Source organism: Pedobacter mendelii, assembly GCF_014635725.1.
Classification (GTDB): domain Bacteria; phylum Bacteroidota; class Bacteroidia; order Sphingobacteriales; family Sphingobacteriaceae; genus Pedobacter; species Pedobacter mendelii.
On sequence record NZ_BMDJ01000009.1, the window covers coordinates 48,015 to 71,878 of the forward strand.

The following is a 23,864-nucleotide window of genomic DNA, read 5'->3' on the forward strand; positions in this document are numbered from 1 at the left end:
ATTGGATTTTTTAAATGTTCTTATTTCCAATAACTTTGAAAAATTCATCCCGGTAAGTATCTCCCACAGGAATAATTTTTTTGTTTATAGTAATTCGGCTACGCTCTATGCTTTCAATTTTATCAACAGCAACAATGTAAGATTTGTGTACCCTGATAAACTGACTTTGAGGCAAAGCTTCTTCCATTTTTTTCATGCTCTGCAAAGTAATGATTCGCTCGTCCTTAGTAAAAATGGAGATGTAATCTTTCAATCCTTCGATGTACAAAACATCATGTAAATAGATTTTTTGGATTTTATGTTCCGTTTTAACAAAAATAAAATCCTGAACAGGATTTGGCGAACCCGAAAAAGGTGCGGCTGTTATTATCGGTTGAATTTGTGGAGGAGGTACATCAGCTGGTTTGCTTTGATTGTGCACTTTTTCTACAGCCTTGTAAAAACGATCGAAAGCAATGGGTTTTAGCAGATAATCAGACACATTTAAATCATAACTTTCTAATGCATATTGCGGATAAGCTGTAGTTAAAATATAGTGGCATTTATTACCTGCAATTTTTAAAAACTGTATGCCCGTAAGTTCCGGCATCTGAATATCTAAAAAAACCAAATCAATACCACCGACCTGAACAATTTGTAAAGCTTCGATAGGGTTTTCGCATCTTTTAACCATTGTTAAAAAGGGTACTTTAGATATATAATCTTCCAAAATATCAAGCGCTAATGGCTCATCATCAACAACAATACAGTTTAAATTCATTTTAGGTATCTATAATTTTAATTCAATATGATAAATAAATCGGTTTAAATTTAACGCAGTTTATATATCAATCATTAACTCGCAAGTATAATGAGTAGCCGAATTTACAACATTTAATTTATATCTGTCAGGATATACGAGTTGCAAACGTCGTTCAACATTAGGTAAGCCAACGCCACCTTGTGCATCTTTATTTTGGGTATTTTTTTTGTTTATTACACTAAAATGCAGAATTTTCTGATTGGCAATAATATCAATTTTAACAGGCTCAGCAGGGTCTGTAACTACGCCATGTTTAAAAGCATTTTCTACGAAAGAGATTAACATTAAAGGCACAATTTTCTGGTCATCAATCTCGCCGCTTAAAGTCATTTCAACGTATGCGCCATCTTTAAACCTGATTTTTTGCAGTTCAATATAGCTTTTCAAATAATCCACTTCTTTGCTTAATGATACCGTTGGTGTATTGCTTTCATAAATCATGTAACGCATAATTTCAGAAAGTTTCATTATTGCATCGGCAGTTTTATCAGATTTTTGATATGCTAAGGAATAAATATTGTTCAACGAATTGAATAAAAAATGAGGGTTTAATTGCGATTTAAGAAATTGAAGTTCCATTTCCCGGCGTTCACTTTCCAGGTTACGCTGAATGCGTTCTGTGGCGAACCAGTCAATAACAAAGCTAATAATAGAACTGCTGACCAAGAAAAATCCGTTTGAAAAAACAGTATTTATTGCATACCTATTAACAGAGAATTCACCAACTTTACCATCCATTTTATACTTTAATAGTTCTTCAGGATTAAGTACTGCTATAACTGTTTTAATTAATGTAGCAGCTGCTATCAATAATATGAATGACATTAAGAACAACCAATATTTTTTATTTTTCTTTATAAATTCTGGTATCAGAATGATGTAATTAATATAAAAAATAGAAACATTAATTACTCCTATAACTCCAAAGGATAAAAAATAATCTTTCAATGAATGTGGCTCTGCATCGAAGAATACTACCATACCAATAATCAACAAAACTAAAAACCAAAAAATGGTATGTAATATTAGAGGCCCTTTACTTTTTTTCATATTTACAACTATAGGAATGTAGGTTTTTACTCTACAACAAATGATGCAACCAAAATAAATAAAGAAACTTGTATTTAACTATACAATCTACCAACGGGCATTTTTTTTCTACGAACGGCTCATCGGGCAAAATTTATCGACAAACGCCTAAAATGCCCGTTTATCTATAATCTTTAACACTTGGTATAATAGATTTTAGCAGGATTGTTTTCTTGTGTTTCTTTGAACTATCAAAACAAAACGATATGAACACTTCAGCAGTAAATACATCAAATAATAATTTTTCACTTACTGTTGAAAGCTCTATAGCAATTAACCTAACTCAACCAATCATGAAAAAATTAGCAAACACTTCGCCATTTTTACTTTTATTATTACCTGTATTTATGATGATTGTATTAACGCTTACCGTAAATACAAACCAAAATAAAAACGATGAGATGGTAGTTAAACCTGCCAAAGCTTCGACTTCAATTGTAAAACAAGCAACTGCTATTTTTAAATAGGATGAGCAATTTTGCAATCGAAACTGTAGGGTTAAATTATAATTTCGGTAATCAAACCGTAGTAAAAAATTTATCTTTACAAGTGCCTTACGGAAGTATTTATGGATTTTTAGGTCCGAATGGCGCCGGTAAAACCACTACAATAAAAATCTTACTAAACCTGCTTCAGTCACCTGCCGATCAGGTTTTTGTTTTTGGTAAAGAAATTAACCGAAATCGCATTGCAACTTTAAAACGTGTTGGTGCTTTGGTAGAGCAACCTGCTATATATGGTCATTTAAGTGGCAGAGAAAACCTGATAAATCGTTGCATTTTATTAGGTATTAAAAAAAGTAAAGCTGATGAAATGCTAGCTTTGGTAGGTTTAACAGAGGCTGCTAATAAAAAATCGAGCAAATATTCATTAGGAATGAAGCAAAGATTGGGTATTGCCTTAGCGTTGGTTTCAGACCCTGAATTGTTATTGTTAGATGAACCAACAAATGGTTTAGACCCAAATGGAATTATTGAAGTTCGAAATTTGATGATAGAACTTGCAACTAAGCACAATAAAACCATACTGGTTTCAAGTCATTTGTTAGCCGAGATAGAGCGAACAGCAACCCATGTTGGCATCATTAATAAAGGGCAATTGTTATTTCAAGGTACAATAGACGAGCTTCATCAATTAAGCAAACCCATGTTAGAAATTGATGTAAATAATGTTGAACAAGCATCTGCCTTTCTGCTACAATCGGGTTATGAAATTGCAGAACAAATCAATACTAAAATTATCATCCCGTTTAAAAACGCAAAAGAAAGCGGCCAAATAAATACATTATTAGTTCAAAACGGTTTTACAGTTTCCAGCCTTCATCAAAAAAGAAAAGACTTAGAAAATCTGTTTCTTGATATCACTAAAAACAACTAATCATGCGCTCGTTATATATTTCTTTAGTCTCCGAATTTTATAAATCGAGAAAAACACTTGCTTTTTGGGCAGCCATTTTATTGCCACTTGTAATTTGCGGCTTAATTTCTTTTGGCTTTTACAGTGGCTCAGATAAGATATTAAAAATGCATTATCCAGCGCTAATATTGTGGATGCGGTACATTGGGGCTGCATTAGGTGTTATGGGTGTTTTAATTATGCCTTTCTACGTAATTTTTATGGCTTTTTCAGTAAATAACATAGAACATAAAAACGATACCTGGAAAATGCTTTTCGCTCAGCCGCTCAACAAACTTTCTATTTATGCAGCTAAATATATTTATGCAGTTGTACTAATCTTTATCTGCTTGCTGTTATTTGCACTTTTCACTTTCCTTTTTGGTCATTTACTACAAATTCTGGTTCCAGACTATAACTTTTCAGGCTACGATCCATCCATGCTATTGGTTAAATTTTATTTTAAACTGTTTTTAGCTTCGCTTGGTATTCTCTCTATACAATTCATATTAAGTCTTATCTGGTCTGATTTTTTAAAACCTATGGGTATCGGCTTTATTGGTACAATTATGGGCATTATAGCTGGAAATGTTGGCTGGAAATATGCGTATCTAATTCCTTACAGCCATCCTTCAATTGTTTTAAACAGCAGTACTTCATCAAAAAAATCAGTAAACATTAGCGATTTTCCTATTTTCACACAAGAAATAATTACCAGTTTGATTTATGCTATTGTACTTTTCATAATAGGCTATTTCATTGTATCTAAAAAAAGCATAAAATAAATAAGGAATAGATTTTTTTGGAAAGCAATTTCATTTTTTCAATTAAGGTTAGTCCTTCTTTACACTACAAGTCCGCTCCCGATGAAAAATCGGGATTGCGGGCTTTTCGTTTCAATAAGGTTTAGGTTACACAGGTATATTGGTAAATACTTAATTCCTACCGCTCAAAATTCAACTTTGTTGTTGTGTAAAAATCTCATTGTAAAGTCATTAAAAGCGGTATAAAGTGTATTTTTAAATTCTAATAATCAAACCTAACTAAAAAGAAATGATAAAAAGATTTACTACCACCGCATTTGCTCTGGGCTTATGTATGTACGCTTTTGCTCAGGAAGTCCCAGACGCAGCAATTGTATCAAAGATTAGAAAAGAAGGACTTGAAAACTCAAAAGTAATGGATATTTCATTTAACCTTACCGATGCTAATGGCCCTCGTCTATCAAACTCTCCGGGTTTAAAAAGAGCTCAGGAATGGGCAATGAAACAATTAACAGAATGGGGTTTAAAAAATGCGCACCTCGAAGCCTGGGGCAATTTTGGTAAAGGTTGGCAGGTAGATAAATATTATGCCGCCACAACACTGCCGTATTATCATGCAATTATCGCATCGCCAAAGGCATGGACACCAGGTACCAACGGGCCAATAAAATCAAATGTGGTTTTAATTAAAGCAGATAGTGTTGCAGATTTGGCTAAATATAAGGGTAAACTAGCAGGTAAAATTGTAATGATGGATGCTGGTGCGCCGCTAGCGAGTGGTATTAAACCAGATTTTATACGTTATGCTGATAGTACTTTATCCAAAATGGCAGAAGCAAAACCTGCAGCAGCTGGACCTAGAGGGCCACGCCCGGGTGGAGCAAATAACGCGATGGCACAAATGGTGAAGATGCGTGAAGTTCGTGCAGCTATGGGTGCAATGCTTGTTGAAGAAAAAGTTGGCTTAATTTTGACTTATGCCCGTGGCGGACAAGGTACTTTCTTTACAAGCAATGGTGCTTCTTACGCAATAGATGCAAAGCCTGTATCCCCTGAATTAGAAGTTGCTGCGGAAGATTATTTACATATTTTGCGTTTGCTGCGTGCAGGTAAGCCCGTAGAAATTGAAGCCGAGGTGAAAACTTCATTCTATGATCAAGATCCTCAAGGATATAACGTAATTGCAGAAATTCCTGGTACGGATAAAAAGCTTAAAGATGAATTGGTGATGATCGGTGGTCACTTCGATTCATGGCATGCAGGCACAGGTGCAACAGATAATGCCGCAGGTTCTGCCGTGATGATGGAAGCTATGCGCATTTTAAAAACATTAGATTTTAAACCAAAACGGACCATCCGTATCGCTCTCTGGAGTTCGGAAGAGCAAGGTTTATTCGGTTCAAGAGGTTATGTTGCAAAACACTTCGGCGACCCGAAAACTATGGTTTTAACACCTGATCAGAAAAAAATATCTGCTTATTACAATTTAGATAACGGAACAGGTAAAATTCGTGGCGTTTATTTACAAGGAAACGTTGCAGCCGGCCCAATTTTTCAAAGTTGGCTAATCCCATTTGCAGATTTGGGTGCTACAACAATTACTGCAAGTAATACAGGCGGAACCGACCATCAGGCCTTTGATGCGGTAGGTATTCCTGGCTTCCAGTTTATTCAAGATCCTATGGATTACAACACACGTACACATCATAGCAATATGGATACCTACGATAGACTGGTTGAAGATGATTTAAAACAAGCAGCTACGATTGTTGCTTCTTTTGTTTACAATACCTCTCAGCGTGATACACAAATTCCGAGAAAAGAATTGCCAACTGTTCCCGCAGCTGCTGCAGCCGGAACTACGGCACCTGCCCGTAACTAAATTTAAAATTAATATAAAATCAAAAAAGGCCTCCGTATTTACAACGGTAGGCCTTTTTTCGGGATTGTTTAATAATCCTAACTACATCTAAAAAGTTTTAGAGGTCGAGCCCGTTGTTATCCAAGCACCAACGTTATTTAGAGAGTTAATAATTAAGTTGTTTTGAGAGGCGTGCTGAGGCAGCAATATTTTATTAAGGGGTACAAATAAATGTTTGTAATAACTATTGTGAAATAAAAAATAATTCAATAAGCGTTGAAATAGATACAAATAACTTTTTTTCCAAACCGATTTTTGCAGTTTCGAAATTTCATCTTTGAGAGTGCCAGAGTTTATTTGTTTGAAACTTAACATTGGGATGTTCGATTTTTTCCAGTTTGTTTAAATGATTATCTCATTAAAATTTAAACTATCCTCCACACCGATATCATTTTAATTTTTTCTTAATTCAAATTTAGAAGGAAATAATAATAGGTTTAAGGCTTGAATTACCCTTTTTTTGCAGGGTGTTTTTACGGTATTATGTAAGGCAATTTAACGGTTGATTGTTTGCGTATTTATCGCCAATTTTAAAGAAATAAATTCCCCCAAGCAAATTATGATAAGAAACCTACTTAAAGGAGATGGTATAGACAATACCATTCCAATAGATATTGCAAAAAAAATGACGGCCGCGTTTAGAGAAAGTCAAAAAGCTGATAAAGGAAGTTACACGGAAGCAGCATGGTTTCCAACTAAGCAAATCACTCAGCTTGCCGAAAAAGTTAATAAATTAGGTGGAGATGGTGTTCGGGTGTATTTCGCAAGGTATACACAAGAAATAATTGATGCAATTAACAAGTTAGATTATGGCGATAAGATACCCGATAATTATGTAGAAATGAATACTATATTATTCGTAGTTACAAAAGTTATTAATGGCGTACCAAAAACAGATTATTTTACAGATAATGTAGGCCATGGGCACCACCATAAAAAAGGAAAACATCCTATTTGCGACCCACCATTGCCAACAGACCCTGATAATAGAGGAAGTTTATGCCCCACAATGTGCGATAATGAAAGTGATTTAATGAATCTTTAAATCAATTAAGATAATCAACACCATACCTGAATGTCATACTTTTTAAACTGGGTTACAATTACAGAATTAACAAGTCTGTTATTTGGAATTATATTTCTGATTAGAGATAAATCTTCTTTCTGGAGAATTTTAATACTTTATATTTTTTTATCAGCCGGAACAGAAGTATTAGGGAAATATTGGGGAAGAATTTACCACACCAATCTTGCAATTTATAACATATTTATTTTTATTGAATTAAGTTTTATTACATATGGATTCTACAACTTTCTAAAAGACTATGTCAATATAAAACTATGGATACTTGTAATCTATATAGCTACCTTAATCATCTATTTGGGATATTTTTTTATTTACGGAATAAATAGCTACAATGCATTTACTGTAAGCATTATGTCGGTAGTGTTTGTGGTATATGGCTTGTTATACTTCTTCGTTCTCTTAAAAGATGAGAATTATGTTGATTTAAAATATCATGCTGCCTTTTGGTGGGTTGGCGGTGTTATAATTTATTATTTTGGCGGAACAATTGCCAATTTTTTCGACAATATCATACAACAAAAATTCTTAGGAAAGTATATTACCAGAATGATTATATACAACACACTCAACCTTATCTTACACTGTTTTTGGATTTACTCTTTTATATGCAGAGCTCGTCAGCGGAAAATATGTCAATAATTTTATTGGCCTCGCTAGTTTTTCTACTCATGCCAATATTCTTACTACTGTATGTCAGATCCTACAACCGCCATAAAAAAAATCATTTTGTAGAGAAAGAAAATATGCGTCAGAAATTTGAAGCAGAAATTTTAAAAACGCATATCGAAGTTCAGGAACAAACTATGCAGACTATTGCTACCGAATTACACGATAACATTGGTCAAATATTAAGTTTAACAACACTAACATTAAATTCAATTCATATTCCTGAAAATGAAAAGGTATCCGAAAAGATTGGCAACTCGCTTTCGCTGCTAAACAAATCGATAAAAGAAATTAGAGGACTAGCCAAGATATTACACGGCGAACAGATTGTAGAATCCGGTATTGGCAATGCAATTGACCAAGAAATTAATTGGCTGAAAAGAGTAGGCGGTTACGAACTTCAAATAAATAATGATTTACTTGATTTAAAAGTTTCATCGCCAGATAAAGATTTAATCATTTTGAGGCTTTTGCAAGAAATCATTAACAACATAATTAAACATGCACAAGCTACTTCCATTCAAATAGATGCATTTATAAAAAATGAAATTCTTTTATTAACGGTAAAAGAAAATGGCATTGGTTTTAACTATGAAGAAGCTAAAATTAAAAAAGTAGGAATTGGTTTAGCTTCTATTCACAAAAGAATTGAGATGATAAAAGGGAAAATTGATGTAAATTCAACACTTGAAAAGGGCACATCCATTTTTATAGAAATTCCATATCCTTAAGTTATGCAAACACAATCTATATCAATCGCTATTGTTGATGATCATACACTTTTTCGTTCGGGTTTGGCTAATTTATTATCTGAATTTGAAGAAATTAATGTCGTATTTCAGGCTACAAATGGAATAGATATGCAAAAGCAGATAAAACTTTATCCTGATGTGAAACTAATTCTCATGGATATCAATATGCCTTTAATGGATGGTTATGCGGCAACCCAATACATTAAAAAAGAATATCCTGAAGTGAATGTATTGGCCTTAAGTATGTTTGAAGAAGAAAAGGCCATAATTGGAATGTTGAAAGCAGGTGCTGGTGGTTATATGCTAAAAGAATCTACTCCTCATGATTTGGTTGTAGCCATTAAAGCGGTAGTTGAAAAAGGTTTTTACATTAACGAAATGGTTTCAGGCCGGTTACTATTCTCATTAAAGCAAGGTGATCCAAAACCGCTTATAACCGAAAAGGAGCATACATTTTTACAACATTGCAGTACCGAATTTACTTATAAAGAAATTGCAGATTTAATGAATATCAGTCCGCGTACGGTTGATAATTATCGAGAATCGTTATTTGCAAAGCTTAATATCAAAACCAGGACTGGTCTTGTAGTTTATGGAATTAAGCATAATCTTATTAAAATTTAAGCTATAAAAATAATAATAAAATTATTTCAGGAAAAACTTGCGTAACTAATTAATTAGTTTTAACTTTAAAGTTAAGGACGTATTAGTTCCATTCCTATAATCAATAAATAAAATGAATATTAAAGATTTAACCAAAGCCGAAGAGCAAATAATGCAAGTTTTATGGCAATTGGAAAAAGCATTTGTTAAAGAAGTAATCGACGAATTGCCGCTTCCGAAACCAGCTTATAATACGGTTTCAACAATCATCAGAATTTTAGAAACAAAAGGCTTTATTGGTCACAATGCTTTTGGAAAAGCCCACCAGTATTACCCATTAGTTAGCAAAGAAGAGTATAAGCGCCATGCTACAGAAAAATTATTGGGTAATTATTTTGAAAACTCAGTAGAAAGTATGTTTTCTTTTTTCGTGAAAGAAGAAAAGTTAGATTTAAGTGATGTGGATGAGATTTTAAAAATGATTAACAAAATTAAACACAGACCAAGATGAGTTTTGCCCATTACCTTCTACAGGTAAACTTATATCTGATTGTTTTTTATGGCTTCTATAAATTGCTTTTAGATAAGGAAACCTATTTTACTTTAAACCGTTTTTACCTGGTTTCCGCTGGCTTTTTATCGCTGTGCATACCTTTTATCCGTTTGGAATGGTTAATGGAACAGAAGGCTGCACAACAAGTTTATACAACTGTTAAGTGGGATGCGGTGTTGCAACAGGCTACTATTGTAACTGAAACGCAAGAAGGGATTAATTGGGCAAATTTATTGGTTTACATTTACTGTAGCGGTATTTTGTTCTTTACCTGCAGGCTAATATTTAATTTATTGGCCGTAAATAAATTGATTAAAAATGCAAAAGATGGCTCGGCTTTTTCTTTTTTTGGTAAGAAAATAATCGATGCAGAATTACCTCAAAGCAATATAATCGATGTTCATGAAGAGGCGCACATTAAGCAATGGCACACTTTGGACATCCTTTTTTTCGAAATCATTGGCATCATAACATGGCTTAATCCGGTAATTTATTTTTATAAGAAGGCCATAAAAAATATTCATGAATTTTTGGCTGATGAGCATGCTGCAGCGTATCAAGGTGATAAAACTGAATATGCAATGTTAATTTTGAGTAAGTCGTTTGGCATAAGCCCGAATGCACTTACCAGTAATTTCTTTGAAAAATCATTAGTAAAGAAAAGGATTTACATGCTTCATAAAGAGCGTTCTAAGAAGATTGCAGTAATGAAGTATGGAATTTTTATCCCGCTATTTGCACTGTTAATTGTTTTCTCTTCGGCAACGATACGTAAGAATGAAAAATTGCTATCCATTTCAGAACAAATTCCATTAGAAAAACCAATTGATTTGGTTCAGGAAATTGTAACTAAACCACTTGAGGTTGAGAATAATGCAAAACCTGAAATAAAGGAAATTGCTAAAAACATTCCGGTAGAAAAGGACTGGAAAGCATTTTACGAATTCATCAGTAAAGAAATTAAATATCCTAAAGAAGCACAGGAAAATGGCTTACAAGGTAATAGTCAGATTAAATTTACCATCAAAAACGGGCGTGTAAACAATTTAATTAACAATATTGATTTAGGTGGCGGCTGCGATGAGGAAGTAATGAAAGCAATTGTTTCTTATAATGGCTTTAAAAATGTGGATAATGGAAAATATGCAATAAAAGTAGGTTTCCGCTTGCCACAATTAGAAACCACAATCAACAATCAAAACATCCCAATTGCAAAAGGTTACAAAGAATTATCTCAATTAAATATTACTGGTCAAAGTTTAGCTCCTTCAAATACAGATGATAAGAAAATTTATGATTTTGTATCTATAGAAAAGCAACCCGAATTTGAAGGCGGAATGAAGAAGTTTTACGAATACTTGGGGAAAACAATTAAGTATCCGGCATTAGCACAAGAAAACAATATACAAGGTAAAGTTTACTTATCATTTACAGTAGAAAAGATGGCGCGCTTACTGATATTCAAATTACTAGAGGCTTAGGTAGCGGCACCGATGAAGAAGCAAAACGTGTGCTTGAAAGCTCACCAAAATGGCAACCAGGTATCCAAAATGGCAAACCTGTTCGTGTTAAATACAACATCAACATCAATTTTACATTAAATGATTTAACGGAGCCTACTAAAGCTATCGACAATGCCTCGAGTAGTCAGGGAAAGGTTACCACCAAATTAACTTATAGTGGTATTGGTAATTTGAATGGCACAAAAAACCCGCTAATTGTGTTGGATGGTGTTATTCAAGGTAGTGATGTGATAACAAATATTAAGTCAGAGTCTATAGCTTCAATTTCTGTATTAAAAGATCGTGCTGCTATAACTTCTTATGGAGCTAAAGGCAAAAATGGTGTGTTGATTGTAACCACTAAGGCTGCTGGAGGTCAAATTTTTAGAAATTTAAATGCTCATGAGTTGTTAGTTGATAAGACTTCACAAAATGAATTAAAATTAAAGTTTTAGGTATGAAAAATATATTTATTACAGTCGCCTTAATATTGGTGATGGTCAGCAATAATTTTGCTCAGCAAGCTTCTGAAACAACAAAAACAGTAAATTCAAACGCTACTAAAAAGCCAATTTATGCTGTTAATGGAATAGTGCAAAATCCAAATACAGATTTCTCAATTGCAAGCTTAAATCCCGAAACAATTGCAGAAGTTATTATATTGAAAGGTGAAAACGCAGTTATTCTATTTGGACCAGAAGCTACTTTTGGTGCTGTAGTTATAAGCACAATTTCGGGCAAAGGAAATGTAGCGAATAAATTACTTGAAAGCAAAATTGCTCTTTTAAATAATGTAAGCAAATTGAGTAATCTCGCTTATACGCCTAAAATTGATAAAGTTGAAGATACAATAAAGTCAAATAAAGATTTAAGTTTAGTATTTCGAAGTTTGAATCGCCCATTAGCAGCTAATGAAGTTTTATATATCCTGAATGGAAATAGGATAGAAAAAAAAGAAATGGATGCTCTTGATAATAAAAATATACAAGCCGTATCCATAATAAAAGATAAAACTGCAATTGAACTTTATGGTCCGTTGGCAAGTAATGGTGTAATTCTAATTACAACAAAGCCCAAACTTATATTGAAAGCTACAGAAAAGGCTTTGGATAAATACTAATCACAACAATCTACCTAATATATTTATTGTTTTATCAAAATTGACTTCGTTAAAATTCGAAGCTGAAAATGTTTTTGCCAAAAATTTAGAAATTAACATAGGTAATTTAACAAAATTAAAAAAATGAAAAGATTATTGATTTTGCCTGTCATGCTTATCGTCATGACAATATGCAACTTAGAAAGTAGAGCACAGAAGATTTATGATTTTGTTTCTGTTGATAAAGTACCTGAATATCCTGGTGGGATGAAAGCTTTCTATGAATATTTAGGAAAGAACATTAAATTTCCAGAGAGAGCTAAGAAAGAAAATGTGCAAGGAAAGGTTTGGCTTTCGTTTATTGTTGAAAATACAGGAAAATTAACAGACATTTCTGTAACAAGAGGATTGACAAAAGAAACAAACGCGGAGGCCTTGAGGGTATTAACTCAATCTCCTAAATGGAATGCGGGAATTGTTAAAGGTAAACCTGTTAGGGTAAAATATAATATTAACATAAACTTTAAACAGTCCTAAAATAACATAATTACAGAAAACACAAAGCCCCGACAAATTGCCGGGGTTTTATGTTTTCTCTCCTGTCTCGGAGCAATAAATTTATAAAATCTTTAATGTATATACAAATTTTACAGAATAAAATTTTTATTTACTCAAATATTTGATATGCTGACATATTATTTTTTCCATTTTAGCAAATTATTGTTTGCTTACTAAGTTTTTTAAGCTTTCATTTAATTTACATTTGCTTTCGATACTTTTCTACAAATTACTTCTAATTTCTTTATTTAAAAACTGGGAAATATTAGAGAAATTAAAAAACTTTAATTACCTGGCCTGTAATAATTCCCAATACGCTTTTTTCAAAAGCTTTAACTACCTTATCCATCGATACGGGAATTTCACCTGGAAAAGAATCAAAATAAGATGGAGAATCCTCTACAACATTTGGGCTTACTGCATTGATCCGGATGCCATTAGAAAACTCAGCCGATGCTGCATAAATAAAAGAATTTAGGCCTCCATTTATTGTGCTTAAAGCAGATCCAGCAGCTACAGGATGATCGGAAAGAATGCCAGAGGTTAAGGTAAATGAACCATTTTTATTAATATAATGCTGACCAATGAGAACCAGGTTGATTTGTCCTAAAAGCTTGTCCAGTAAGCCATTTTTGAAATTTTCTCCTGTCATCTTATTTAAAGGTGCGAAAGGACCTTGCCCCGCGGTACTAATCAAAGCATCAAAACTTCCAATTTTATCAAACATTTGTTTAATGGATGCTTCGTCTGTAATATCTGCCTGAATATCACCACTTGATTTACCAACGCGAATAATTTCATGTTTTTGAGAAAAAGCGAACGAAACTTTTTTGCCTAAAGTTCCTGTAGCGCCAATTATGACGATTTTCATAAAATAAATATTTTTATTGTAGGTTATTCAATGCCTGTTTAACTGCATTGTCATTTTGATTCGCAGCTTTGTAATAGCCAATATCACCGAGATAATATCGGCAAAGTAAAGCCTTCAAATCGTTAAGAATAACTGTTTTAGAATTATATAATTGGAACCTATCTATTTGTACATTTTTGCGTTGCAAAAAGCCAATGAAATCCTTAAAATCCAGGTCGTTTAAATTGAATACATTTATATTCTGTTCAATGTAACCAGAACTGTATTTATTAGTAAGTACATTAAAGACGTAATCGGATAATATCTTTTTGCTTACCAATCCGCTATAAAATTTGTTATAACCTATAGTATCTAATTTTACAAAAATATCGGGTTGTATGCCTCCACTAGTTTTTGGTTTTTTAATCTGAGATAAATTTACACCATCATTTTTATCGATAGAGTCTTTAAAAGAAGTTAAATCGCCTGTTAATTCACCATCACTCATGCGTTCATCCAATTCATGCTTGTAAGCATCATAACCCTTTTTATACGATTTTTGAATACTTTTTCCCGAAGGTGTGTAGTATCTGGCAATAGTTAAATTTAAGGCAGAGCCATCATTAAAAGAAAATTGTTCCTGTACCAACCCTTTACCAAAAGAACGGCGGCCAATAATAATTCCCCTGCCTAAATCCTGGATTGCGCCTGCCACAATTTCACTGGCCGATGCCGTATTTTCATTGATTAAAATGGCAAGTTTACCCTGTTGAAAGGTTCCGGTTCCTGTAGAAAAATAATCTGTTCGTGGTTCATGCTTACCTTGTGTGTAAACAATTAATTTATTTTCGGGTAAAAACTGATCTGCTAATCCCGTTGCTGCACTAAAATAACCACCTCCGTTATCACGTAAGTCTAAAATCAGTTTTTTCATTCCTTTCAATTTTAGGTTACCTGCAGCTTTAGTAAAATCATCATCGGTATTGGCACCAAACTTACTAATTCGAACATAACCTGTTTCAGGATTTATCATGTAAGCGGCATCAATGCTGCTGATGTTAACCTTACCTCTGGTTACCATAACACGGTTGGGTAGCTGACCACCATTGTGCATCAAAAGTACATTTACTCCGCTTCCGGCTTTACCCCTAAAACGACCACTTAATTGGTCTTTAGGTAAATTTCTTCCACTTACTATTGTTGTATCTATGCTTAAAATTTTATCACCAAGCTTAATTCCAGCTTGGTATGCTGGTCCGTCTTTTATTACACCGGTAACCATCATGGTATCATTAAGCATATAATATTCTATGCCAACTCCTTCGAAATTTCCTTCTAAATCATCCTGCATGTCTTGCGCATTTAATGGAGGTAGGTAAACGCTGTGAGGATCTAATTGATGCAAAACACTATCTATTGGTAAATTTTGTAAAGAATCTGTATTGATGTCGTCTACGTAATTTCCATTAATGATGTGTAGAATTTCATCGAGTTTATCGGAATTTTCGGCCAATCTTGTTGGCTTTTGAATGCCATAACCCTGATCTTTAATAAATTTTATACCCAAAAACATCCCGACTATTAAAATTACAGAATAGCTCAAAGCAATCAGGGCATTATTACGGGTATTCTTTTTCATGGACGTTGTGCAAATTTATGAAAATTAGCGCGTTGATTAAATTTTTAAGTTCGTTATATAGTCTTTTGTTTCTAATATTTAACAATAATTACTATCTAAAAAAGGATATTAGAATTTAGGACATATATTTTTGGGATTTTAGCGCAGTTTTTAAAAAGAAATTACCGAATTTTATCAAAATTAAATTTATGGATAGAGTTACCGAGCATGAATCCAATTACAACCACATTGAAAAAATGTCGGTTTTGGAAGTTTTGCAGGGCATTAATAATGAAGATAAAACTGTTGCTTATGCAGTTGAAAAATCTTTGCCTCAGATAGAAAAATTAACTTCAGCTGTTACGGAAAGAATGAAAAAAGGCGGGCGTCTTTTTTATATTGGCGCAGGAACCAGTGGCCGTTTGGGTGTTGTAGATGCATCTGAATGCCCACCAACTTATGGTGTACCCTTTGATTGGGTTGTTGGAATAATTGCAGGTGGCGATACGGCGATAAGAAAAGCTGTAGAATTTGCCGAAGATGATGCTGAACAAGCCTGGAAAGATTTGCTAGAGTTTAATATCAACGAAAAAGATTGCCTGGTTGGTTTAGCCGCTTCTGGAACTACACCTTATGTAATTGGTGGATTAAATACAGCAAGGAAAATTGGTGTTTTAACAGGATGTATTGTTTGTAATACGGGCGGGCCAATTGCGGCTGAATCTGATTTTCCTGTTGAAGTGGTTGTTGGGCCAGAATTTATTACTGGTTCTACAAGAATGAAATCAGGAACAGCACAAAAACTTGTTTTAAATATGCTTAGCACGACCGTAATGGTTCAGTTAGGACGTGTTGTTGGAAATAAAATGGTTGATATGCAATTAACCAATAATAAATTGGTTGATAGAGGAATACAAATGGTGGCCGACGAATTGAATATTGGGTACGATGAAGCTGCAGAACTTTTGACAACTCATGGAAGTGTACGTAGAGCCGTAGAGGCAAAGCAAATTCATTAGAAAAAATGATTGAATAGAGGAATTATAGAAAGTGAGACTGTGGCGATAGGTTTAGACAATTATTAATTCAGAATTCAATCATTCATCATTTTAAATTATAGCTTGATTGAATTAGAGAATTTAGAATGGCGCAATCGCTCGAAAACATTCACTCATTCAAAAATCATTCATTCAAAATTAAAGTTACATGCACGAAATAGAGCCTTATTACCAGTGGAGAGATGATTATATTTCGGCAGAAGATGAGCGTTCTCCTTTTTACAATACCGAATATTCAGAAATATATTTTGATAAGCAGATTTATAACTTTCTGTTACATCCTCAGTGGGATGAATTTGGCTCGAATACGCTTTATATGAAAGTGCTTTATGCCGATTACGACAGAAGTTATGCAATTATAGAATTTATTGGCGAATGGAATGATGCCATAAACAATGATATTATGCTTATGAAGCGAGATATTTTGGAACTAATGATGAATGAAGGCTTGAATAAATTCATCTTAATAGGTGAAAATGTATTAAACTTCCATGCATCCGACGATAGTTATTACGAAGAATGGTTTCAGGAAGTTGAAGATGGCTGGATAGTCGGCGTTAATTTTCAGGAACATGTTATCAGAGAATTTAAAGATAACAGTATCGATTATTACATTAACTTTGGAGGTGCTTTTGATAACATGCCTTGGAGAACGCTAAAACCACTACAATTCTTTAAAAAAGTTGAAGAGCAGTTGACAAAAAGATTAAATTAAATAATTAGATTTAAAGAAGTAGACTTGATTTCTGGTAATTATTGTTTAAATCACAATCGATTAATATTCATGTCAAAAATGCAGTTGGAAAATCAAATATTGAGATGTTAATATAACATTGGCAGGAATAACGTATTTGAAATGAAACTTATTAATCTTGCACAATTTTTGATAGAAGAAAATATATCTATTATCAACCATACGAAAAAATTAGATTATTAAATACACAAAAATAAAATGGAACAACAAAATTATAATTATCAAACAAATAGTGTTTTTGTACAAGAAGGCTCTGTTTCTAAAAAGTTCTTCGCAAATGTTTTCTTATGGATGTTTGTGGCATTAAGTTTATCAACTATTGCAGCATACTTATTTGGAACAAATGAACAATTAATGCAATACTTAATGACAATCAATCCAAATACAGGTAAAGTTGGTATGTCGATATTTGGTTACATAGCGATGTTTGCACCACTTGGCTTAGTTTTGCTAATGGGATTTGGTCTTAGCAAATTATCGCTACCTGCATTAATTGGTGTTTTTGTACTCTATTCAGTATTAACTGGAATAAGTTTGAGCTTTATTCTTTTAGCATATACTTCCGGTTCGGTAGTAAGCTGTTTTGCTGGTGCCGCCGGTATATTTGGAATTATGGCCGTTATGGGTTATACCACAAATGTCGATTTAAGTAAATTTGGACCAATTTTAATGGTTGGTGTAATTGGTTTAGTTATTGCAACTATAATCAACATGTTCATCCAAAGTGAAGGTTTTAGTTTATTTATGGCATACATTGGTATTGCAATTTTTACTGCATTAACTGCTTATGATGTACAAAAAATTAAACGCATTGGCGAAGGTATTGAAGCAAGTGGCGAGCAAGTTTTAGCTGTAGAATCTAAAAAAATGGCTATTGTCGCAGCATTATCTTTATACCTGGATTTCTTAAACATCTTTCTTTTCTTACTTCGTATATTCGGAAGTAGAAAATAATCGAACAAAACAGAACAATATTCTTAAGGCCATGCATTATTGCGTGGCCTTTGTAATTTTATTTGGTAGCAAAGCGATAAATTTTGGAATTGATAATGCTTTGTTGCATTTTTGTATCGCTTATAAAGAAAGACGGAGGGATTAGACCCAACGATGTCTTAGCAACCTGTGCCAACAAGGTGCTAAATTCTATCCCGATTTATCGGGAAAAGATAAGTTTAGGATTACAATCATTTTCCAACTTTTTAATAAGCTTTTAAGAATCAGGTATAAAGTATAATATATCGAGACAGATTTGTCTTATATTTTTTGCTAATCACCTACAGTTAGGTCGTTTAAGGGAAAATCTTGATACTGACCACTTGCTACTACAAACAAATGAGCATAAGAGAAGAATTAGAAAAACGTATTTTAGTGATTGATGGTGCGATGGGTACCATGATTCAGCGTTATACATTAACGGAAGAAGATTTTAGAGGGGAAAGATTTAAGGACCATCCCTGCGATGTTAAAGGCAACAACGATTTGCTAAACATTACTCGTCCTGATATTATAAAAGCCATACACCTTGAATATCTTACTTCTGGAGCAGATATTATTGAAACCAATACCTTCAGTACACAAAGAATTTCCATGGCCGATTACCAGATGGAAGATCTTTCGTATGAGATGAGTTTTGAAGGTGCCCGTGTTGCCAAAGAAGCTGTAACCGAATTTATGGTTGCAAATCCGGATAGAAAATGCTTTGTTGCAGGTGCAATTGGTCCCACAAATCGTACCTTATCTATGTCGCCAAATGTAAACGACCCTGGTTATCGGGCGGTTTATTTTGATGAACTGGAAGCGGCTTATTACGAACAGGTTCGTGGCTTGGTAGATGGAGGCTCGGATGTACTTTTAATCGAAACAATTTTCGATACGCTAAATGCTAAGGTTGCCATTGTAGCCATAAAAAAATATGAAGAAGTAATCGGGCGGAAGTTAGAAATTATGATTTCTGGCACCATAACCGATGCTTCGGGAAGAACATTATCCGGACAAACCGCTGAAGCTTTTTTAAATTCTGTTATGCATGCTAAGCCATTAAGTATTGGTTTTAACTGCGCTTTAGGTGCTAAAGAAATGCGCCCGCATATCGAAGAATTGGCTGCAAAAGCGGGTTGTTATGTATCGGCTTATCCAAATGCGGGTTTGCCAAATGAGTTTGGTGCTTATGATGAACAACCGCATGAAACTGCACACTTAGTAGATGATTTTCTTGAATCTGGTTTTGTGAATATAGTAGGTGGTTGCTGCGGTACCACACCAGAACACATTAGCTGTATCGCTAAAAACGCTAGAAAAACATCGCCAAGAAAAATCCCTAAAATTGAGCCATTTATGCGCTTAAGCGGATTAGAGCCTGTTACCATTACGCCTGAAAGCATTTTTGTAAATATTGGTGAAAGAACAAATATTACGGGCTCGCCTAAATTTTCTAAATTAATTTTAGGTGGCGATTACGAAGCCGCTTTAGCTGTTGCTTTGCAGCAGGTAGAAGGTGGCGCACAAGTAATCGATGTAAATATGGATGAAGGTATGCTTGATTCTGAGGCAGCCATGACCAAATTTTTGAATCTTATTGCTTCAGAACCTGATATTGCAAAACTCCCAATCATGGTCGATTCATCTAAATGGTCGGTGATAGAAAATGGTTTGAAATGTTTGCAGGGGAAAGGAATTGTAAACTCAATTTCTCTTAAAGAAGGCGAAGATAAATTTAGAGAAAGTGCACGTAAAATTATGCAATACGGCGCTGCGGTTGTCGTAATGGCTTTTGATGAGCAGGGACAAGCGGATAATTTCGAGCGTAGAAAAGAAATTTGTAAAAGAAGTTATGATATTTTAGTAAATGAAATTGGCTTCCCGGCAGAAGATATCATTTTCGACCCGAACATTTTAACCGTTGCAACGGGATTAGAAGAGCATAATAACTACGCAGTAGATTTTATAAATGCCACAAGGTGGATAAAAGAAAACCTTCCTTACGCAAAAGTAAGTGGTGGTGTTTCAAACATATCATTCTCTTTTAGAGGAAATAATACCGTACGTGAGGCCATGCACTCTGCATTTTTGTACCATGCCATTCAGGCAGGGTTAGATATGGGCATTGTAAACGCCGGCATGTTGGAGGTTTATCAGGAAATTCCACCTGAGCTTTTGGAGAGGGTTGAAGACGTTTTGCTTAACCGAAGAGATGATGCTACCGAACGTTTGGTAGAATATGCTGATACCATAAAAAGTAAAGGCAAAGAAATTGTTCGGGATGAAGAGTGGAGAAAAGGAACTGTTGAGGAAAGGCTATCTCACTCCCTAGTGAAGGGAATTGTAGAATATTTGGATGATGATGTTGAAGAAGCCCGACAGAAATATGCCCGTCCAATTCAGGTTATCGAAGGTCCGTTGATGGATGGAATGAACATTGTTGGTGATTTATTTGGTGCCGGAAAAATGTTTCTTCCGCAGGTTGTAAAATCGGCAAGGGTTATGAAAAAGGCTGTAGCCTATTTATTGCCTTTCATCGAGCAGGAAAAATTAGATAATCCAGACCAAAATCAAAGTTCATCGGCAGGGCGGGTTTTAATGGCAACTGTAAAAGGCGATGTACACGATATTGGGAAAAATATTGTCGGTGTAGTTTTGGCTTGTAATAATTTCGAAATTGTAGATATGGGCGTGATGGTTCCTGCTCAGGAAATCATCAAAAAAGCCAAAGAAATTAATGCAGACATTATTGGTTTAAGCGGATTAATTACGCCTTCATTAGATGAAATGGTTCACTTTGCCAAAGAAATGGAACGTGAAGGTTTTACCATTCCATTAATTATCGGCGGTGCAACAACTTCTCGCATTCATGCCGCTGTTAAGGTTGCGCCAAACTATTCAGGGCCAGCAATTCATGTTTTGGATGCTTCCCGTAGTGTTACCGTTTGCAGCACTTTAATGAATCCTGAAACGAAGGGTGATTATGTTGCAGGCATTCGAGCCGAATATGATAAAGCCCGTGAAGCACATTTAAACAAACGTTCTGATAAGCGTTTTAAAACAATTGGCGAAGCGCGGGAAAATAAATTTAAAATAGATTTTCAGCAAAACCTTCCCGTTCCTGAATTTACTGGAACAAGGGTTTTTAATAATTATCCTTTGGAAGAATTGGTTCCTTATATTGATTGGACACCATTTTTTCATACCTGGGAACTTCGTGGAAGTTATCCTAAAATATTTGATGACAAAAATGTAGGCGATGAGGCTAAAAAACTTTTCAATGATGCGCAAACATTGTTGAAACGTATTCTGGATGAAAAATTATTAACAGCCAGAGGTGTAATCGGTTTTTGGCCAGCAAATGCAGTTGGAGATGATATTGTTTTGGATGTTTCAGATGTTGTTGATGGAAAAGGGAAGATGGAAGATGGAACTGAAAACCCATTATCCAATTCACAAGTTTTGGACGTAAAAGGTAAAATGGGAAGTGGACTTGAAAATCCATTATCCGATGCTAAAGTTTTGGATGTAAGAGGTAAAATGGAAAATGGAATTGAAAACCCATTATCCATTTCACATCTTCCATCTTCCATCACCATTCATACCCTTCGCCAGCAAGCAGAAAAAGTAGATGGTCAGCCATATTATGCATTATCTGATTTTATCGCCCCGAAAGAAAGTGGTATTCAGGATTATTTTGGTGGATTTGCTGTAACTACAGGGATTGGAATAGATGCACTCGTTGAAGAATTTGAAAGCAACTACGATGATTATAACAGCATTATGGCTAAAGCACTTGCCGATAGGTTGGCAGAGGCATTTGCAGAGCGTATGCATGAGCGGGTGCGTAAAGAATATTGGGGTTATGCAAAAGATGAAAACCTATCCAATACCGAATTAATTAAAGAAGAATACGCAGGTATTCGTCCGGCACCAGGCTATCCGGCTTGTCCTGAACATACTGAGAAAGGTACTTTGTTTAATTTGCTTGATGCCGAAAATCAAATTGGCTTACGCTTAACCGAAAGTTACGCCATGTATCCAACAGCTGCGGTTAGCGGGTTTTATTTTGCCCATCCCGAATCAAGATATTTTGGTTTAGGAAAAATCACAAAAGACCAGATTGATGACTATGCAACCAGAAAAGGAATGACAATAGAAGAAGCGGAAAGATGGCTTAGTCCGAATTTGGCGTATTAGTTTGTTGTCGGTTTTCTGTTGTCAGTTACTGGTTTGGAAGTTTAGGAAGGTGTATTAGTTTGTTGTCGGTTTTCTGTTGTCAGTTACCGGTTTGGAAGTTTAGCAAATCGTATTAATTTGTTGCCTGTGATTGGTGAATTTTTAAGACTACATAAACGACCAAAACATAGTTAGATGCTGTGAAATTAAAATAATGGAAAAAGAAAAGAAGGCATATACAGATTTAGACGTTTGGAAAGAAGCGAGAGTTTTTGCCAATGAAGTTTATAATGCCACGAAATTATTTCCTAAAGAAGAAATGTTCGGCTTAATAAGTCAAATGAGAAGATGTGCTGTATCCATCGCGTCGAATATTGCAGAGGGCTGCGGAAGAAACCATTCTAAAGATAGCATTCAATTCTTTTTTGTTTCCAGAGGCTCTTTATATGAATTGGAAACTCAGATTTATATCCCATCTGACCAGAATTATATAAATGAAACATTGGGGAAAGCTTTGCTATCGAAAGTAGAAATCACAAGAAAATTATTGAGTGGCTTCATCAAATATTATCAAAATCTTGCTAAATAATTTTTTTATTAGCATCTATAAAAGAAATAAAAATCCATAACAGTGTAACTAAGCATCCTGACAGGCAACTAAAAACTGGCAACCCACAACAGAATGAAAATCACCGAACATATAAAAAACGCAAAGGGTAAAACCTTATTCTCTTTCGAGTTATTACCACCAATAAAAGGCCAAAGCATTCAATGGATATATGATGCTATTGATCCGCTTTTGGAATTTGAACCACCATTTATTGATGTAACATCATTAAGAGAAGATTACATTTATAAAGAACAGGAAAATGGCTTACTGCAAAAAGTTTCTTACCGAAAACGCCCTGGAACCATTGCCATTTGCGCCGCAATTATTCATAAATACAAAATCGACGCCGTACCGCATTTAATTTGTGGTGGATTTACTAAAGAAGAAACCGAAAATGCTTTAATCGATTTGCAGTTTCTAGGCATTGATAACGTTTTGGCTTTGCGTGGAGATGCACGTGCTGCCGACAATTCTTTTGTGCCAACTAAAGGCGGTCATTGTTATGCTACCGATTTAATTGAACATATAAAAAACCATAATGAAGGTAAGTTTCTGCATGAAGATATAGAAACCTTTAAAAGCGATTTCTGTATCGGCGTTGCCGGATATCCCGAAAAACATTTTGAAGCACCAAACCTAAACACAGACTTCAAGTTCTTGAAGAAAAAGGTTGAAATGGGTGCCGAATTTATTGTAACGCAAATGTTTTTTGATAATCAGAAATATTTCGATTTTGTAAAAAAATGTAGGGAGAATGATATCAATGTGCCTATTATACCAGGTTTGAAACCCATAAGTACACTTTCTCAATTAAATGTATTGCCAAAAATTTTCCATATCGATTTACCTGAGCCATTATGTGATGCATTATCTCATGCAAAAAACAATAGCGAAGCTAAAGAAATCGGTACCGAAGCCATGATAAAGCAATGTAAAGAACTTATGGATTTTGGCGTTCCGGTGCTGCATTTTTACACTATGGGCCGACCAGAACAAACCAAACAAATTGCAAAAGCTATATTCTAG

General features: G+C 34.4%; 23 protein-coding genes and 1 riboswitch. Of the genes, 19 read left to right on the top strand and 4 right to left on the bottom strand.

The window, feature by feature from the left end; translation table 11 throughout:
* Positions 1 to 10: 10 nt before the first annotated feature.
* Complete coding sequence (locus IEV50_RS14680; protein ID WP_188415731.1) at positions 11 to 760, bottom strand: LytR/AlgR family response regulator transcription factor; 750 nt, start codon at positions 758 to 760, stop codon at positions 11 to 13.
* A gap of 60 nt (positions 761 to 820) precedes the next feature.
* Complete coding sequence (locus tag IEV50_RS14685) at positions 821 to 1,852, bottom strand: sensor histidine kinase (protein WP_188415733.1); 1,032 nt, start codon at positions 1,850 to 1,852, stop codon at positions 821 to 823.
* Between the two features lie 245 nt (positions 1,853 to 2,097).
* Between IEV50_RS14685 and IEV50_RS14690 the strand changes: the two genes are divergently transcribed.
* The 13 genes from IEV50_RS14690 (at position 2,098) to IEV50_RS14750 (ending at position 12,770) form a co-directional block, all read left to right on the top strand.
* The gene (locus IEV50_RS14690; RefSeq protein WP_188415734.1) at positions 2,098 to 2,358 is read left to right on the top strand and encodes a hypothetical protein; all 261 of its coding nucleotides are present in this window, start codon (positions 2,098 to 2,100) and stop codon (positions 2,356 to 2,358) included.
* Between the two features lies 1 nt (position 2,359).
* Positions 2,360 to 3,268, top strand: coding sequence for an ABC transporter ATP-binding protein (locus IEV50_RS14695; protein ID WP_188415736.1), 909 nt, complete (start codon positions 2,360 to 2,362; stop codon positions 3,266 to 3,268).
* 2 nt (positions 3,269 to 3,270) lie between these two features.
* The gene (locus tag IEV50_RS14700) at positions 3,271 to 4,071 is read left to right on the top strand and encodes an ABC transporter permease (protein ID WP_188415737.1); all 801 of its coding nucleotides are present in this window, start codon (positions 3,271 to 3,273) and stop codon (positions 4,069 to 4,071) included.
* A 268-nt stretch (positions 4,072 to 4,339) separates the two neighbouring features.
* Positions 4,340 to 5,932, top strand: coding sequence for a M28 family metallopeptidase (locus tag IEV50_RS14705; RefSeq protein ID WP_188415738.1), 1,593 nt, complete (start codon positions 4,340 to 4,342; stop codon positions 5,930 to 5,932).
* 598 nt (positions 5,933 to 6,530) lie between these two features.
* Positions 6,531 to 7,016, top strand: a complete 486-nt coding sequence (locus IEV50_RS14710; protein ID WP_188415739.1) for a hypothetical protein — start codon at positions 6,531 to 6,533, stop codon at positions 7,014 to 7,016.
* 30 nt (positions 7,017 to 7,046) lie between these two features.
* The gene (locus IEV50_RS14715) at positions 7,047 to 7,697 is read left to right on the top strand and encodes a hypothetical protein (protein ID WP_188415741.1); all 651 of its coding nucleotides are present in this window, start codon (positions 7,047 to 7,049) and stop codon (positions 7,695 to 7,697) included.
* Positions 7,698 to 7,801: 104 nt separating this feature from the next.
* Positions 7,802 to 8,455 carry a sensor histidine kinase gene (locus IEV50_RS14720; protein WP_188415742.1) on the top strand — a complete coding sequence of 218 codons (654 nt, stop codon included), beginning with the start codon at positions 7,802 to 7,804 and terminating at the stop codon, positions 8,453 to 8,455.
* Between the two features lie 3 nt (positions 8,456 to 8,458).
* Positions 8,459 to 9,100 carry a response regulator transcription factor gene (locus tag IEV50_RS14725; RefSeq protein ID WP_188415743.1) on the top strand — a complete coding sequence of 214 codons (642 nt, stop codon included), beginning with the start codon at positions 8,459 to 8,461 and terminating at the stop codon, positions 9,098 to 9,100.
* A 112-nt stretch (positions 9,101 to 9,212) separates the two neighbouring features.
* On the top strand, positions 9,213 to 9,590 hold the full coding sequence (locus IEV50_RS14730; protein ID WP_188415744.1) for a BlaI/MecI/CopY family transcriptional regulator: 378 nt from the start codon (positions 9,213 to 9,215) through the stop codon (positions 9,588 to 9,590).
* Positions 9,587 to 11,113: a M56 family metallopeptidase gene (locus IEV50_RS14735; RefSeq protein WP_188415745.1), complete on the top strand. Its 1,527-nt coding sequence runs from the start codon at positions 9,587 to 9,589 to the stop codon at positions 11,111 to 11,113. Before IEV50_RS14730 ends, IEV50_RS14735 begins: the two co-directional genes overlap by 4 nt.
* Positions 11,098 to 11,589: an energy transducer TonB gene (locus IEV50_RS14740; protein WP_229746760.1), complete on the top strand. Its 492-nt coding sequence runs from the start codon at positions 11,098 to 11,100 to the stop codon at positions 11,587 to 11,589. Before IEV50_RS14735 ends, IEV50_RS14740 begins: the two co-directional genes overlap by 16 nt.
* A 2-nt stretch (positions 11,590 to 11,591) precedes the next feature.
* Entirely contained in the window at positions 11,592 to 12,254 is a 663-nt protein-coding gene (locus IEV50_RS14745) for a SusC/RagA family TonB-linked outer membrane protein (protein WP_188415747.1), read from the top strand.
* Positions 12,255 to 12,377: 123 nt separating this feature from the next.
* Positions 12,378 to 12,770 carry an energy transducer TonB gene (locus IEV50_RS14750; protein WP_188415749.1) on the top strand — a complete coding sequence of 131 codons (393 nt, stop codon included), beginning with the start codon at positions 12,378 to 12,380 and terminating at the stop codon, positions 12,768 to 12,770.
* 295 nt (positions 12,771 to 13,065) lie between these two features.
* Here IEV50_RS14750 and IEV50_RS14755 read toward each other — a convergent pair whose 3' ends face one another.
* The gene (locus tag IEV50_RS14755; RefSeq protein ID WP_188415751.1) at positions 13,066 to 13,662 is read right to left on the bottom strand and encodes a short chain dehydrogenase; all 597 of its coding nucleotides are present in this window, start codon (positions 13,660 to 13,662) and stop codon (positions 13,066 to 13,068) included.
* 13 nt (positions 13,663 to 13,675) lie between these two features.
* Positions 13,676 to 15,280 carry a S41 family peptidase gene (locus IEV50_RS14760; protein WP_188415752.1) on the bottom strand — a complete coding sequence of 535 codons (1,605 nt, stop codon included), beginning with the start codon at positions 15,278 to 15,280 and terminating at the stop codon, positions 13,676 to 13,678.
* Between the two features lie 188 nt (positions 15,281 to 15,468).
* On the opposite strand from IEV50_RS14760, the gene murQ reads away from it, so the two are divergent.
* The 6 genes from murQ to IEV50_RS14790 all read left to right on the top strand — a co-directional run bounded on the left by murQ (position 15,469) and on the right by IEV50_RS14790 (position 23,864).
* Positions 15,469 to 16,278: an N-acetylmuramic acid 6-phosphate etherase gene (gene murQ, locus IEV50_RS14765; RefSeq protein WP_188415754.1), complete on the top strand. Its 810-nt coding sequence runs from the start codon at positions 15,469 to 15,471 to the stop codon at positions 16,276 to 16,278.
* Positions 16,279 to 16,465: 187 nt separating this feature from the next.
* Entirely contained in the window at positions 16,466 to 17,032 is a 567-nt protein-coding gene (locus IEV50_RS14770; protein WP_188415756.1) for a hypothetical protein, read from the top strand.
* A 237-nt stretch (positions 17,033 to 17,269) separates the two neighbouring features.
* Complete coding sequence (locus tag IEV50_RS14775) at positions 17,270 to 18,025, top strand: Bax inhibitor-1/YccA family protein (protein WP_188415758.1); 756 nt, start codon at positions 17,270 to 17,272, stop codon at positions 18,023 to 18,025.
* Positions 18,026 to 18,142: 117 nt separating this feature from the next.
* A riboswitch (SAM riboswitch) is annotated at positions 18,143 to 18,244 on the top strand.
* 159 nt (positions 18,245 to 18,403) lie between these two features.
* Positions 18,404 to 22,249, top strand: coding sequence for a methionine synthase (metH, locus tag IEV50_RS14780; RefSeq protein ID WP_188415767.1), 3,846 nt, complete (start codon positions 18,404 to 18,406; stop codon positions 22,247 to 22,249).
* A gap of 193 nt (positions 22,250 to 22,442) precedes the next feature.
* Complete coding sequence (locus IEV50_RS14785; protein ID WP_188415769.1) at positions 22,443 to 22,817, top strand: four helix bundle protein; 375 nt, start codon at positions 22,443 to 22,445, stop codon at positions 22,815 to 22,817.
* 93 nt (positions 22,818 to 22,910) lie between these two features.
* Positions 22,911 to 23,864, top strand: coding sequence for a methylenetetrahydrofolate reductase (locus IEV50_RS14790; RefSeq protein ID WP_188415771.1), 954 nt, complete (start codon positions 22,911 to 22,913; stop codon positions 23,862 to 23,864).